This is a genomic window from Candidatus Zixiibacteriota bacterium (genome assembly GCA_026397505.1).
In the GTDB taxonomy this organism is placed as follows: domain Bacteria; phylum Zixibacteria; class MSB-5A5; order GN15; family PGXB01; genus JAPLUR01.
Map to the genome: position 1 here is coordinate 26,644 of JAPLUR010000122.1, position 14,262 is coordinate 40,905.

At 49.1% G+C, this 14,262-nt stretch carries 13 protein-coding genes; 12 read left to right on the forward strand and 1 reads right to left on the reverse strand.

Annotated features, from left to right (window positions below):
* Positions 1–233: 233 nt before the first annotated feature.
* From NT002_12740 to NT002_12765, 6 genes are all read left to right on the forward strand, one after another.
* On the forward strand, positions 234–1,700 hold the full coding sequence (locus tag NT002_12740; protein MCX6830124.1) for a right-handed parallel beta-helix repeat-containing protein: 1,467 nt from the start codon (positions 234–236) through the stop codon (positions 1,698–1,700).
* A gap of 84 nt (positions 1,701–1,784) precedes the next feature.
* Positions 1,785–2,348 carry a transposase gene (locus NT002_12745; protein MCX6830125.1) on the forward strand — a complete coding sequence of 188 codons (564 nt, stop codon included), beginning with the start codon at positions 1,785–1,787 and terminating at the stop codon, positions 2,346–2,348.
* A gap of 147 nt (positions 2,349–2,495) precedes the next feature.
* Positions 2,496–3,272 carry a dienelactone hydrolase family protein gene (locus NT002_12750; protein MCX6830126.1) on the forward strand — a complete coding sequence of 259 codons (777 nt, stop codon included), beginning with the start codon at positions 2,496–2,498 and terminating at the stop codon, positions 3,270–3,272.
* Between the two features lie 273 nt (positions 3,273–3,545).
* The gene (locus NT002_12755; protein MCX6830127.1) at positions 3,546–5,120 is read left to right on the forward strand and encodes a transglutaminase-like domain-containing protein; all 1,575 of its coding nucleotides are present in this window, start codon (positions 3,546–3,548) and stop codon (positions 5,118–5,120) included.
* A 124-nt stretch (positions 5,121–5,244) separates the two neighbouring features.
* The gene (locus NT002_12760) at positions 5,245–6,624 is read left to right on the forward strand and encodes a putative Ig domain-containing protein (protein MCX6830128.1); all 1,380 of its coding nucleotides are present in this window, start codon (positions 5,245–5,247) and stop codon (positions 6,622–6,624) included.
* Positions 6,625–6,827: 203 nt separating this feature from the next.
* Complete coding sequence (locus NT002_12765) at positions 6,828–7,250, forward strand: hypothetical protein (protein ID MCX6830129.1); 423 nt, start codon at positions 6,828–6,830, stop codon at positions 7,248–7,250.
* A 30-nt stretch (positions 7,251–7,280) separates the two neighbouring features.
* On the opposite strand, the gene NT002_12770 is transcribed toward NT002_12765, so the two are convergent.
* Positions 7,281–7,793, reverse strand: a complete 513-nt coding sequence (locus NT002_12770; protein ID MCX6830130.1) for a DUF6125 family protein — start codon at positions 7,791–7,793, stop codon at positions 7,281–7,283.
* A gap of 155 nt (positions 7,794–7,948) precedes the next feature.
* On the opposite strand from NT002_12770, the gene NT002_12775 reads away from it, so the two are divergent.
* The 6 genes from NT002_12775 to NT002_12800 all read left to right on the forward strand — a co-directional run bounded on the left by NT002_12775 (position 7,949) and on the right by NT002_12800 (position 14,107).
* The gene (locus NT002_12775; protein ID MCX6830131.1) at positions 7,949–8,305 is read left to right on the forward strand and encodes a septum formation initiator family protein; all 357 of its coding nucleotides are present in this window, start codon (positions 7,949–7,951) and stop codon (positions 8,303–8,305) included.
* Between the two features lie 6 nt (positions 8,306–8,311).
* Positions 8,312–9,124 (forward strand): DNA repair protein RecO, encoded by an 813-nt coding sequence (gene recO, locus NT002_12780; protein ID MCX6830132.1) that lies wholly within the window; start codon positions 8,312–8,314, stop codon positions 9,122–9,124.
* A gap of 134 nt (positions 9,125–9,258) precedes the next feature.
* Positions 9,259–10,572, forward strand: a complete 1,314-nt coding sequence (locus NT002_12785) for a glycine--tRNA ligase (protein MCX6830133.1) — start codon at positions 9,259–9,261, stop codon at positions 10,570–10,572.
* A 69-nt stretch (positions 10,573–10,641) separates the two neighbouring features.
* Positions 10,642–11,397, forward strand: coding sequence for a hypothetical protein (locus tag NT002_12790; protein MCX6830134.1), 756 nt, complete (start codon positions 10,642–10,644; stop codon positions 11,395–11,397).
* A 182-nt stretch (positions 11,398–11,579) separates the two neighbouring features.
* Positions 11,580–11,969, forward strand: a complete 390-nt coding sequence (locus NT002_12795; protein MCX6830135.1) for a hypothetical protein — start codon at positions 11,580–11,582, stop codon at positions 11,967–11,969.
* A gap of 272 nt (positions 11,970–12,241) precedes the next feature.
* Positions 12,242–14,107, forward strand: coding sequence for an aspartyl protease family protein (locus NT002_12800; protein ID MCX6830136.1), 1,866 nt, complete (start codon positions 12,242–12,244; stop codon positions 14,105–14,107).
* The last annotated feature ends 155 nt before the right edge of the window (positions 14,108–14,262 follow it).

Here is a 14,262-nt window from a genome sequence, read left to right on the forward strand (position 1 = left end):
AATATGTGTCAGTTCATCGCTTGGAAAAGCCGCGCTAAGGAACTGACACAACAGCAATATTGCGTCAGGAGGGGGTTCCTGACGCCGCGAGGAAAGCAACGAGCATGAAATTCCGTTTCGCAAAACCCTTCGGGATTTTGCGCTACAAAGCTATTTTTGACTTTTCCTCAAAATGATTATATATTTGAATCGGAAGGTGATATTTACAGTATCAAACGAGGAAGTAGGGTAATATGAGTCAGCAGCCGGCCGCCTTTATGAGCTATGTCCGTTTCGTTGATGAGCATGAAACGGGACGATTAAGCGAACTCCGCAATCGCTTGAGTGGTGAAATCCGCCTGCAGACCGGAGAAGAGTTTCACATATTTCAGGATCGGGCGGACATCGCCTGGGGCCAGCAATGGAAACAACGCATCGACGAGTCCCTTGATGCCGTCACCTTTCTCATCCCAATCATCACACCCGGGTTCTTTAAAAGCCCGCCATGTTGCGAAGAGCTGAATCGTTTCCTCGAGCGGGAGAAAAAGCTGAAACGCCAGGATCTGATTCTGCCGGTCTATTACGTAAATTGTCCGATCCTTAACGATGAGGCGAAGCGGCAAGCTGACCCATTGGCCAGAGTCATCGCTGCGCGGCAATATATCGACTGGCGCGAACTGCGCTTTGAGCCATTTACCTCCCCACAGGTAGGCAAGATGATCGCAAGGATGGCAGCGCAAATCGTCGAGGCATTGGAACGCGGGCAGCCCAAGCCGCGGCCTATGCACAGCGCGGGCGCACGCGGGCACCGAAAGGCTATTAAGAGCAGTGCCGAGAAGAGCCCACAGCGCGAGGAAGCTGGCACGGAATCTGCCGATGACTCGCGCGGACCGTTGTCCAAAACCGAGCCTCCGACGTTAATCGTCGATGCGTTCCATCGCGGAGATCACCTGACTCTGGGGGATGCACTCAAAGCCGCCAAACCGGGTGACCGGATTCTTGTCCGGCCCGGGTTGTATAAGGAAGGTGTCACTATTGACAAGCCGGTCGAAATCATAGGTGACGGGGCGTTGGGCGAGGTCGTAATCGAAGCGAAGGGCAAGGATACCGTCGTCTTCATGGCGAACATGGGTCGAGTCGCCAATCTGACCCTGCGGCAAGTTGGCGGCGGGGATTGGTATTGCATCGATATCACCCAGGGACGTCTCGATCTGGAAGGATGCGATATAACAAGTCAGTCTCGATCGTGTGTTAAGATACATGGAGGTGCAGACCCACGTTTGTGCCGCAACCAAATTCACGAAAGCAAGCGGGGCGGGGTTTATATTTTGGAGTATGGCCAGGGATCGCTGGAGGATAATGATATTTACGGCAACATGATGTCTGGCGTGGTGATCAAGACGGGGGGCAATCCAATCCTGCGTCGCAACCGTATCCACGATAGCAGGGAGGACGGCATTCTTGTTGGCCAATATGGTCAGGGTGTGATTGAGGATAATGATATATTCGGCAATGCATTTGCTGGTGTGGAAATCAGGGAAGGAGGCAATCCCACCCTACGTCGCAATCGCATCTATAAAAATCTCTATGAAGCGATTTGGGTATATAAAGGCGGGCAAGGTGTCTTTGAGGACAACGACCTTCGCGGTAATGCCAATGGGGCATGGGATATCGCCGCCGATTGTCTTGACAAGGTGAAGCTCGCCCGCAATAAAGAGTAATGCATTCTGTGCGCGGCAGGCAAGACTAACTCGGCACGATATATATAAAAGAGAGCAAGCAGACGAATTATTCCGGGGTGCCAAATGACCTCAAAAATGGTGAGTGAGAGATTTAACGGCCGCCGTTCAATACGGTTGCCGGAATATAACTATTCACAAGACGGCGGGTATTTTGTCACCATTTGCACCCGGAATCACAAGACACATTTTGAACGCTATGAGGAACTGCGAAAGATTGTTGAAAGAGAGTGGCTCAATATCCCCAAACGATTTTGCACTGTGCAATTGGATGAATATGTAGTAATGCCGAACCACGTGCACGGTATAATCATAATCGTAGGGGCGACCCTCGCGGTCGCCCAAAATGAAAGGGCGAGGGCAAGCCTCGCCCCTACATCTACAAATCGACAGGTGAACCCCACAATTGGGCGAATTATAGGGGCATTTAAATCATCATGTGCGAATGCGTGGCTAAGATATGTTGAACGCCAGGAATGGGATGCACCGGTCAGAATCTGGCAGCGCAATTATTATGAACATGTCATTCGCAATGAATATGACCTGAACGAAATTAGAAAATACATAATCGAAAATCCGTTGAAATGGGCGCTCGATGAGGAAAATCCTGAACGCGGCATAAGTATGTAGGGGTCGACCCAAAAGCTGGGTAGTGCGGAATCCCAGACGAAGTCTTGCGGTTCCGCCATTCCCCTTACCCATATATCAAGAAAATTGCATTTGTGAAATTGCTTCTCGGTTTCGTATAACCCCAAAAAGATGAACATGGAGCAGGTTATGAAATATCTGGCGACATTTCTATTAATCGCGCTTCTGGGGCAGGGCGATTCGGCTATGATTAAAACCGAGACCGTCAAATACAAGCAGGGCGCTGCTGTTCTGGAGGGGTATCTGGCTTATGATGATTCCTTTGCCGGGAAACGGCCCGGTGTTATGATTGTGCACGAGTGGATGGGGCTGAATGATTACGCCAAAAGAAGAGCCGAGCAACTGGCCTCGCTCGGCTATGTTGCCTTTGCCGCCGATATTTACGGCAAAGGGGTCCGTCCCAAAGATACCAAAGAGGCGGGCGAGCAAGCCTCAATTTACCGCGCTGACCGCGGCCTAATGCGGGCGCGGGCCACAGCCGGTCTGGAGGAACTCAAGAAATTTCCTCTGACCGACACGCTCAAAATTGCCGCAATCGGATACTGTTTTGGTGGCGGCACGGTTTTGGAACTGGCGCGAAGCGGCGCCAAACTCAATGGCGTAGTCAGTTTCCACGGCAATCTGGATACGCCGCATCCCGAGGATGCCCGCAATATAAGGGCCAAAGTGTTGGTATTGCACGGCGGTGATGATCCCTATGTTCCCGCCGAACAAGTGGCGGCTTTCCAAAAAGAGATGCGAGAGGCCTCGGTCGATTGGCAGATGATAATCTATGGCGGCGCCGTGCACAGTTTCACCAATCCGGCCAGCGGCAACGACCCCACAAAAGGGGCGGCCTATAATGCAGAAGCCGATCGCCGTTCCTGGGAGGCAATGAAACAATTCTTCAGTGAAATATTCCAATAGCCGGCGGCAGGAAAGGATATATGATAGGAGATTTAATCGCATCCCCCGGCTAAGGAGAGGAAAATAATAACTGCACAGTTAAGAAACTTGGTCAGAGCTAATCTCCCGTCAGATTTGGACTAATCCAATTAAATAACGAACTCTCGTCCCGATTTGTCCTCCGTCAACTTTGCCCATGTATGGCAAAATTGACGAAAGGATTGCTTCAACAACAACAATCTCTTATTTTCAAATGAAACATAATGTCACGAATATGTATGACAGGAGTCTGCTATGACTGCGGTTTATAAGATTGCCATAATGATCCTGCTGTTTCTTGGCCCATCAGTGCGGGGGGCAGAGTTGCAGATTACGCCATACTCGGATGATGTTTACCGTGCGCTTGATTCCGCCGGGAATAATCGTGCGGATTTGGAAAAGGTATTTTCTCATTATGCGGCACCGGAGGATTCCCTTAAGCTCAAGGCCGCTCTATATCTGGTCGGCAACATGGGGGGACACTCTTATGTCACTTTTGATCTCCGGGATTCTGTCGGGCAGGAAGTCCCTTTCAGCATATTTGATTATCCTAAATATGATTCTCTGGAGGCAGGCTGGAAAGTGCTCGAGGCAAAATACGGCACGCTGGATTTTAAGCGCAAGGAAACCATTTATGATCTCCAAACAATCCGGGCTGATTATCTGATAAACCAGATTGATTACGCCTTCCGGGCCTGGCGCGAAAAACCCTGGGCGAAAAATCTGCCGGTCGATATTTTCTTTGATTATGTTCTGCCATATCGCTGCAGCAATGAGCCGATCGAGCCGTGGCGGGAGATATTTTGGGAGAAGTATAAGGATATAACCTCTAAAATGGCTGATTCCACCGATCCAATGGAGGCGGCAGGTTTGATTAATAATGATGTCATGACCTGGTTCACCTTCGATCCCCGATTTTATTATCATCCGACCGACCAGGGACTTTCCGAGATGATGAAGAACCATTTGGGGCGATGCGAGGATATGACCAATGCCGCCATCTACGCCATGCGGGCCAATGGCGTGGCGGTTACCAGCGACTACACTCCTTTTTGGGCCAACTCGGGAAACAATCATGCCTGGAATGCTATTGTTCTGCCCGATCGAAAAGTGATCCCTTTTATGGGCGCGGAAAGTAACCCCGGCAAGTATCAATTGGCCAATAAACTGGCCAAGGTCTATCGCAAGACCTACGCGCAGCAGCATAATAATCTCATTTTCCAGGAGAGAAAACAGCAGAAAGTCCCCGGCTGGCTGGCCGGAAAGAGCTATATTGATGTTACTTCCGCTTACACGAAGACATGTGACATTGCCGTTACTTTCAATAAGCCTGTTCCCGATTCGGTTGATATCGCTTATCTGTGCGTTTTCAACTCCGGCGAGTGGCAGGCGATACACTGGGGAAGAATCAAAAACGGCCAGGCTGTTTTCAATTCCATGGGTACCGACATCGCCTACCTTCCGGCGCTTTACATGGATGAGAAAATTGTCCCCTATGGATCCCCATTCATATTAAATAATGATTGCACCACCCGAGAATTTTCCCCTGATGAAGAGAGGAGTATCACCGCCGAATTCGTTTCTACCACGAAAGTTGCACAAGTTGCCTCGACCGATGGGATCGCCAAATCCTTTCTGACTCCCGGAAAAGAGTATGAACTGTTCTACTGGGATGATGGCTGGCAGTCAATCGGAAAAATTACCGCCGGCGATCAGCCTCTCAAGTTTGAGAAAATCCCTTCCGCGGGACTCTACTGGCTGGTAGCCAAAGACTCTGACCGTGAAGAAAGGATATTCACGATTGATGATAATCAGCAGGTCTGGTGGTAGCAGCCGGGCGATTGTGCCGTTGTATCCAAAATGTCCACTAATTCCTTGACAATATTAGCTTTATGACTATATTTGAGTTGATAATATGATTACTTGCCTAAATTATAAACAGTAGGTGCCTTTTATGAAAAGACTTGGTATTTTCGCGCTGTTGCTCCTCGCCCCACTTTTCATCTCTAACCTCGTTCTGGCCGATTCTGAGGCTGAGAAGGAAGTTACGGCTATACAGAAGAAAATCGCCGACGAGGGCCTTGACTGGACGGCGGGACTAAATCCTATCATGACCGATTATACTCTCGATGAACGTCGCCAAATGCTCGGTCTGAAAATGCCGCCCAACTGGGAAGAGATATGGAGCGCTCACCTGCGCAAGGACTTTGTGTCCAAGGCGGCGTCCGACCTTCCTGTCAGTTTCAATTGGCAGGATTCGGGCAAGGTCACGCCGGTGAAAAACCAGGGAGGATGCGGTTCCTGCTGGATTTTCTGTGCCACCGGCGCTCTGGAGGCAAATTATAAAATCTATCGCCAAGTTGAATACGATCTTTCCGAACAGCAGATTCTTTCCTGCGTGTCTCCCGGCTGGGGATGCAATGGCGGGTGGATGGATGATGTATATAATCATTATAAATCTTTTGGCGCCATTCTCGAATCCCAAATGCCCTATCTGGCCAATCATAATATTCCATGCACCGAGACACAGTATCAACCGATTGCTTTTCTCGACAGTTGGACAGCCATCCCGAACAATATTTATTCTCTGAAGACCGCGGTTATGACCGCCCCGGTGGCGGTTGCCTTCTATGTTTTTAATGATTTCTTTTCTTATGGCGGAGGCTGTTACAGCAATAACACCTTCACCACCGACTTGAATCATGGCGTGCTAATTGTCGGCTGGGATGACACCATGTGCAACGGCCAGGGCGCCTGGCGGGTCAAGAACAGTTGGGGGCCAGGATGGGGCGATAATGGTTTTTTCTGGATCAAATACGGCACCTGCAATTTTGGTCAGGGGGCTGCTCTTCTTGATATTAACGCCGTCAGAATTGCCGAGGAGACTCCGCTTCCGGCCGGCAATCCCTGCTCGGAATATAGCTACCAGATGAACGCCAGCGGCGGGACGCCACCCTATAACTGGTCGATTTTGGTCGCCCAGCTTCCCGCCGGATTGACTCTGGAAACCGGCGGCCTGATACACGGTAGTCCGGAAAAAGGGGGCAGCTATACTTTCGCCCTCCGCGTAATGGATTCCTCGATCCCGGTCAAAAGCTTTTTCAAATATTTTACTTTGCCGGTGGCCAATGCCATGAACGGTGATGCCGATTGCAGCGGCCAATACAATATCGCCGATGTTACCTATATTATCAAATATCTGTATCGCTCCGGCCCGCCTCCGGTCATCCCGCAGGCCGGCGACCTCGACTGCACTTTTAATTGTGATATTTTGGATATTACCTATCTGGTCAATTATATCTACAAAGGCGGCCCCGCGCCCTGTCAGTATTAACCGGAATTGATTATGATTTAAGCCTGCCCCGCCTTTGAGCGGGGCAGGCTTTTCTTATTTTATGGCATTAATTATTATGTTTGAAAGAGAAGGCCGGCTCTTTTATCTTTTCAATTGAAGCCGACCGTCATCCGCCGGTGACAAAAGGCTGCAAAAAGGAGTTGCCGATCAGAAAAGATTCTCCCGAAATACAGGAAGTGTATATGAAAGGGAAAGTTTTCCTGCATGCCATGGGGATATGGTTTGTCTTTTTCATATTTGCTTTTCTCAACGGCACCATACGGAATATCTTTTTGGAACCGACGATGGGGAAATATCCCGCTCATGTCATTGCGGCGGTGGCTCTTTCCGGTTTTGTTCTGGTCGTGACCTATATCTTTGTAACCCATGTCCGGGTCCCCTTCTCAAAACTGGATTTTTTTCTGGTCGGCTTTCTCTGGGTAATTGCTACTGTTATTTTTGAGTTTGTATTCGGACATTATGTCATGGGGAACCCGTGGGAGACCTTGCTGGCCGATTATAATATCCTGGAGGGGCGCCTCTGGACCGTGATTCTGGCCTGCGAATTATTCGGCCCGCTGATTTTCTCATTGGTCAAGAAAGCGGCCAAACAATCTTCAGGATAATCTGATTCCCCGAGTAATCTCCTCCGGCGATTATTCAATTGTGAATCGCCAGCCACAATAGAAATCCCGTTTCCCCTCATCCGGCGGGCAAGCGATACATTCTGTCTTAATCCGGGCATCAATCGTGCTGGCAAATTCGGTATATTCCACTATTCCAACCGATTTGCAGGGAAACAACGGGAGATTCTTCCTTCTTCGGGCCGATTGCACCCGGCAGTCAACCATCCTGAAAAGAAAAGAGTTTTCGGTTTCCTCGGTAATAGTCTGCTCGTTCAGAAAAGCATAAAGGCGGAATCCGAGCGCCTTCTTGAGCGCTTCCAGTCCGCCGTTGGCGGGGAGTTGGTGACGTTCCATTATCCGTCGGGCCTCAATCCTGGTGAACTCCTGCCAGGCCTGGGTGTCAAGCCGGATAGCGGTTTCAAGACCGCATTCCTGCTCCACCGCCTGAAACCAGAGCCCGTCGTGTGCCAGCCAGTTTTTGGCGAAATCTACCAGCATCGTCTCAAGAGTTTCTCTGGGTAAATTCTTCAGTTGATCGTTCATGATTTATCCTCTATTAATTCTATCATCTGCAGTCATGGGTTATTCCAAACTTTCGGACAATTTAATCAAAAATTTTCTTGCCAAAAAGAGACAAAACAGTTAAATCAAAATACTGAAAAAAATGTCAATGTGTGATACTCTATAGGACCTGACTAATGCGGCATGATCATAGAAAAGAAGTTTCTCATCCCTGGCGGGACAATCTGGCCGACCGACTTTCCAACAGCAAGAATACTTTTCGCCGGGGGCTGTTCCGAGTTCTTCTGGTGGTCGTGCTGGCGTTTCTTGTCTATGCCTTTTTCGGCGGCACCTATGGTTTTGTCCGGATTGCCAAGATTCATTATAAAATCAATGAAATCAATAGGGCAAACCACCAGTTACTGGTCAGGCTCATTGATGCCGAATACGACCGGATGCGCCTTCAGAACGATTTGAATTATATCGAATATATCGCCCGCACCAAGCACCTGTTCACCCGCCCGGGCGAGGTTATCTATCGTTTCAAAGAATAGAATTCAATGCCGCAGGTCAGATCAGAAGGGGTAATCCTTAAGGCGGTCAACTGGAAAGAAAACTCACGAATCGTCACTTTCTTCACCGACAACGCCGGGAAACAATCAATTATTGATCGCGGCGGTCGCTCGCTCAAAAGCAAACGGGGCAGACTTCAGACTTTCAGCCGTCTGGAAATCGAGTATTTCAAATCGGAAAGATCGGGCACCGGATATCTGACCGAGGTGGAGCTATTGGAGGGATTCCTTTTCGAGAAAGAGGGAACTCTTGGCCGGCTTACTTTCGCTTCAGCGGCGCTGGAGCTTCTCAACGACCTTCTTGCCGAGGATGAACCGCACGAAGAACTTTATCTTCTCACCATCCAATTTCTTCGTCTCACCGACTCTGTTTCGAAAAACTCACTGATTCCTCTTTTCCTGGCCTATTTTCTCAAAATTCTCTCCTATCTCGGCTATCGTCCGAATTTCGCCGGGTGCGTGGGGTGCGGGAAAGAGAAAGAGGCGCTGGCTATCACGGAGACCAACCGCCGCAACGGCGCTACGGGCAAGGCATATTTCTTTACTCCCGAGCGAGGCGGGCTGGTATGTTCGTCTTGCCAAATGCCGGGAGAGTATTATATTAAGCTCCAATTTGAGCGGCTGAAGACAATATACCGCCTGCAAACCTCCTCTCTGGCCGAGGCCGGTGCGATGAAAATGAATCTGGGCGAGGGAGAGGAGATTCTGGAGCTTCTGACCGGATTTTTGAAATACCAGACCGATACGCGGGAGCTCAACTCGCTTAAGTTCTTGGAGAAATTGCGCAAGGCGCAGGTGTGAGGCCGAGAGAAGATTGGAGATGCAGGCCTTTCAGGGTTTGATAAATCAAACCCCTACGACAGACAGATGGGCGTATGGCAATACGCCCCTACTAAAATGAATAAATGCAATTAAAATAAAGGCAACAGCAACCTATGGCGAAAAAAACTGATGACAAAATGGATCGACTGGTCTCGCTCTGTAAACGGCGCGGCTTTATCTACCCCTCCTCCGAAATCTACGGCGGACTCAACTCCTGCTGGGATTACGGCCCGCTCGGCGCCGAGCTGAAACGGAACATCAAGACTTTCTGGTGGGAGGCAATGACCACCCGGCGCGATGATGTCGAGGGACTCGATGCCGCTATTCTAATGCATCCGCAGGTCTGGATCACCTCCGGCCACGTGGCCGAGTTCCACGACCCGTTGATCGACTGCAAAACCTGCAAGGCCCGGTTCCGCGCCGATGATATCGCCGGAAAAACACGCTGCCCCAATTGCGGCAACGAAACGCTCACCGAATCCCGGCAGTTCAACCTGATGTTCAAAACTTTCATGGGGCCGGTCGAGGATTCCACCGCCGTCGTTTATCTGCGCCCGGAAACCGCGCAGGGGATATATGTCAATTTCCTTAATGTCAAAAATTCCTCGCGGCAGAAAATTCCTTTCGGGATCGCTCAGATCGGGAAAGCATTCCGTAACGAAATCACCCCCGGTAATTTCATTTTCCGCACCCGCGAGTTCGAACAGATGGAGATGCAGTTCTTCATTCATCCCTCCGAGGATGAAAAATGGTTTGAGTACTGGCGGGAGGAGCGCTGGAACTGGTACCTGGAACTGGGTATAAAGAAAGATAAAATCCGCTGGCACCAGCACGGCGAGGGTGAACTGGCGCACTATGCCAAGAAAGCCTTTGATATCGAATATGAATTCCCGTTCGGCTGGAAAGAGCTTGAGGGGGTGCATAACCGCACCGATTTTGATCTCTCGCGCCACCAGCAAGCGACCGGTAAAGACCTGTCTTACTTTGACGAACGGTTCACCGAGAAATTTGTCCCTTATATTATAGAGACCTCGGCCGGCTGCGACCGGACACTATTGACGGTGCTGGTTGATGCCTACGATGAGGATCCCACGCGCGGCGATAAATCAACGGTGCTCCGCCTGTCGCCCCGGATTGCACCTATCAAGGCGGCCATTTTGCCGCTGGTCAATAAAGACGGTATGCCGGAGATTGCCGAGAAGGTTTATCACGACCTGAAAAAGAAATTCAAGATTTTCTATGATGACGGCGGCTCGGTGGGACGGCGTTACGCCCGGATGGATGAAGCCGGCTGCCCGTTCTGTATCACTATTGATGGTCAGACCAAAGAGGATGAGACGGTTACGATCCGTGACCGCGACAGCATGCAACAGACAAGGCATAAGATTCCGGAACTGGAGGATTTAATCGCCGCGCGAATAAAATAGATGTTATAATGTGGACCCGTTGCGACGGGTCGGGCATAAGAAGTAATAATCTACAATAAGGAGGGCAAAATGCGTACTATGAGAATCATTTCTTTTTTGATCGTTTTGAGTTCTTCGACGGTCTTTGCCTGGGAGGCAACGAAATATGACACGGTCGAAGTTCGGTGGGAGAATGGAAACTTAAGGGAATATTATACTCGGGCGTGCTTTGAAGGATATGGAGACACCTTTCAACCTCATGGCCAATATAAGTCCTGGTTTGAGAATGGGCAGCTGAAAGAGAACGGCACTTATAGGTGGAATAGAAGAATTGGCACTTGGATCAAATGGGATGAAAATGGCAATCGCCGGGAAGAAACAACATATATTGACAATGCTATTGAATTGCCAGATAACTTCTACAGTGCGCTAAATGGTCAATATATTGAATGGTACCCTGACAACACTGTGAAAACCATAGGCTATTATAAGTACAATTCAAAGTATGGGTTATGGATCATTAAGCGACAAGGGGATGATCGCAACAATCCCAATCTGATGATCGACTCAGTAGATTACTATTACCGAGACACGCTTTTGGTTAGATTGGAGAAAAGAGACGGCGAATGGCTTCATAGCACGAATGAATATTATAATGCGGAGATGGATTTATGGATTGAATGGAAGAGAACTCATAATAATGATTGGTTGAGATATTATACGGATTTCTATATAGGTAGAAAGGTAAATGATAAGAGGGACGGCAAATGGCTCCATCTTGATCCCCGAGGCGAAATCGTTGATGTAATGATCTATCGGGATGGCCAGGAGGTCTCGATAAAATAGGAGAATAGGATATTACAATCGGTTTGATATTCGACTTCGATTCAGTTGATACCGTCATCATCCACGACTATGACAGCAAGGTGCAAAAAAGGCATGAAATTGCCGAACCTCCGGTCTTATGCAATGATTAGTTTCACTCGTTGAAATTTATGCCCAATGATAACAAAACAGGCCTGCAGAAAATGGTCATATACCTCATGGCGCCGGTGGCCCTCTATATGCTGGGGCTTTCCCTTTATTGGGCTTTCATGCCGTTTCTGGTGCGGAAAGATTATCGCGCCGAGGTCACCCGCGTGGCGCAGGAGTATGTCGAAACCCGATTGAACACGGAAAAAACGCAAACTGCGTCATCTCAGGACAGCCTGCACGTCTCCTGGGTCAATGATCTTTTTCGCATTGAAAGCGCCGTTTATGATACTCTCCTCAAAGAAAGCCTTTACACCTGCTTCTACGGTGATACCGCCGCTAAGGAATTTCCCTTCAGGATCAGAATCCCCAAGCACAGTTGGCAGAAAGGGGTTATTCTCGACCATGATTCATTACGGAGCATGAAAATTAAGCCGGGCGAGTGATAAGGCGGCTGCATTCTGCGCCTGACTCATAATCTATTTCAAAGCCATGCAAATGTAAGTGCCCTGGTCCAGCCGGGCCGATTGTGCAATGTTGAAGTCCAGGCCTAAATACCTGCTATGCAATAATATAATCTCCGGCCATGGTAAAATCAATCTATCTTGTCGCGTGGCGGGTGCCCGTAAGCTTTCAATTCCGGAAACATCTTCCCTTGAAAATCGTATCTAAAGCAGTTTAATTGATAGAGAAGAAATACCTTGAAAAGGAGTAATCCATGCGCCGACTAATCATAGCTGCTCTCTGCCTTCTGGCCGTAATCTTAATCGGAACCGAAAGCCGGGCGACTCTGACCGACCCGTACGAAATTCTCAACCGCGCCTACCAGGCATCGGGCGGGCTGGACAAAATCAAAGCCCAGAAAACAACTCATGTCGAAGGGAATATCGACATTGAGGGAACCGGCCTCAAAGGAACCTTTGTCCAGTGGGGCGAAATCCCCATAAGAAATAGGCAGGATGTCGATCTCAAGATCATCAAACAATCCTCCGGCGATAACGGCCAATTCAATTGGAGTGTCGACCACAATGGCAAGCTGCAGATCGCCCGTGATGAAAAATCTCTCAAAGAGCGTCAGGTGGCCATGCTGTTGGCCGAATACTATCACTTGAATCGGAATTCCAAGAATTTCAAAATCACTTTCGAGGGAATCGATACCGCCGCCGGTGCACCATGCTATGTGGTCAAAATCGCCAACACCATCAATGAGAATATTATTGTCAACTACTATGACACTTCAAGTTTCTATCTCATAGAAGCGGTCGCTAAGCAGCCTGACACTGAAACCAAAACTATTTTCTCCGACTATCGCCCTGTCAATGGGATTTTATATGCTTTCGCTCAGAGATCGGTCACCGAGCCGACCGGGCAGATTGCGAATACGGTATTCACTTTGATTGAGACAAATGTTCCTGTTGACTCCTCCCTTTTCGAACCGCCCCTGCAGGATATCACGGATTTCCGTTTTGCCAACGGCAAGAGCGCCGAAAATATTCCCTTCCAGTTTATCGACAATCATATTTTTCTGTATGTAACGGTCAACGGCCGCAGCCGCCTCTGGATTCTCGATTCCGGCGCCGGCGCTACAGTCATCGACAGCAAGTATGCCGCCGAGCTTGGACTTAAAGCCGAGGGAAATATCAAAGGGCAGGGAGCGGGGAATCTGGTTGATGTTTCCTTTGCCGTTCTGCCGCAGTTCAGCATTGACGGTCTTGAATTCGAGTCGCAAAAAGTGGCCGTTATTGATATCGGCTGGCTGATAAAGAAATGGGTCGGCCTTGATGTCGCCGGGATACTCGGTTACGATTTCCTTTCGCGTCTCGTGACCCGAATCGACTACGCCAATGAGAGAATATCATTTTATCACCCCGACAGTTACATTCACGCCGGATCGGGAACCGTTCTCAGCGCACCGATATCACAGGATAATATGTTTCACCTTCCCTTGACGGTCGACGGGAAATACGGCGGCCTCTGGAGTCTTGATTTGGGCGCCGGAGAAACCAGCTTTCATTACCCCTTTGCCGAGGCGAACGGATTTCTGACTTACCCCGGTATAGATGCTCTCGGTTTCGGCGCCGGCGGTTCTTTTAAGGAACGCAAGGCGCAGTTCCAGAAAATAGAATTCGGCGGATTTGCAGTAGAAAAGCCGGTTATATCATGGGGATTGGAGGCGACCAAGGGTGCTTTCGGGGGTAAAGAACTGACCGGGAATATCGGCAATACCCTTCTGCGGAATTTTGTATTGTACCTTGACTACAAGAAAGAGCGGTTAATTGTCGAGAAGGGGATCGATTTCGGCAAAGCTTTCCCGCGCGACAACAGCGGCCTTCAGGCCGGTCTTACAACGGACGGCAAGATGCAGATATATTATGTCTCTCCCGGTACGCCGGGGGCCAAAGCCGGATTCAAGGCCGATGATGTCATTCAAACGGTCAACGGTATCGATGTCGGCTACTTGGGGGGGATAATCGCCCTGAAAAATCTTCTTAAGGAAAAACCGGGCACGGTCCTTACCTTTGAAATCGTACGTGACGGAAAGGTGCAGAAGCTGAAGTTGACCCTGCGTGATCTTTACAGTTAATTTTTGACGGCGTCATGGTAATGTCAATATTAGTGTGGAAATTGGTATATCCTTTTTTTCATTTATTTAGGCTGCTTTTTGTATCATGTTTTTGATGGTTTTTATTATTTCATTGTTTCTGTGCCATTTATGATTGAAATAGTTGAATAAAGCAT

Excerpts from the sequence above, each read along its gene's own strand:
- NT002_12770 (MCX6830130.1), bottom strand. The coding sequence starts at position 7,793 with ATGAACGATCAACTGAAGAATTTACCCAGAGAAACTCTTGAGACGATG.
- NT002_12755 (MCX6830127.1), top strand. The coding sequence starts at position 3,546 with ATGACTGCGGTTTATAAGATTGCCATAATGATCCTGCTGTTTCTTGGC.
- NT002_12795 (MCX6830135.1), top strand. The coding sequence starts at position 11,580 with ATGGTCATATACCTCATGGCGCCGGTGGCCCTCTATATGCTGGGGCTT.
- NT002_12790 (MCX6830134.1), top strand. The coding sequence starts at position 10,642 with ATGCGTACTATGAGAATCATTTCTTTTTTGATCGTTTTGAGTTCTTCG.
- NT002_12760 (MCX6830128.1), top strand. The coding sequence starts at position 5,245 with ATGAAAAGACTTGGTATTTTCGCGCTGTTGCTCCTCGCCCCACTTTTC.
- NT002_12740 (MCX6830124.1), top strand. The coding sequence starts at position 234 with ATGAGTCAGCAGCCGGCCGCCTTTATGAGCTATGTCCGTTTCGTTGAT.
- NT002_12800 (MCX6830136.1), top strand. The coding sequence starts at position 12,242 with ATGCGCCGACTAATCATAGCTGCTCTCTGCCTTCTGGCCGTAATCTTA.
- NT002_12745 (MCX6830125.1), top strand. The coding sequence starts at position 1,785 with ATGACCTCAAAAATGGTGAGTGAGAGATTTAACGGCCGCCGTTCAATA.
- NT002_12775 (MCX6830131.1), top strand. The coding sequence starts at position 7,949 with ATGCGGCATGATCATAGAAAAGAAGTTTCTCATCCCTGGCGGGACAAT.
- NT002_12750 (MCX6830126.1), top strand. The coding sequence starts at position 2,496 with ATGAAATATCTGGCGACATTTCTATTAATCGCGCTTCTGGGGCAGGGC.
- NT002_12785 (MCX6830133.1), top strand. The coding sequence starts at position 9,259 with ATGGCGAAAAAAACTGATGACAAAATGGATCGACTGGTCTCGCTCTGT.
- NT002_12765 (MCX6830129.1), top strand. The coding sequence starts at position 6,828 with ATGAAAGGGAAAGTTTTCCTGCATGCCATGGGGATATGGTTTGTCTTT.
- recO (MCX6830132.1), top strand. The coding sequence starts at position 8,312 with ATGCCGCAGGTCAGATCAGAAGGGGTAATCCTTAAGGCGGTCAACTGG.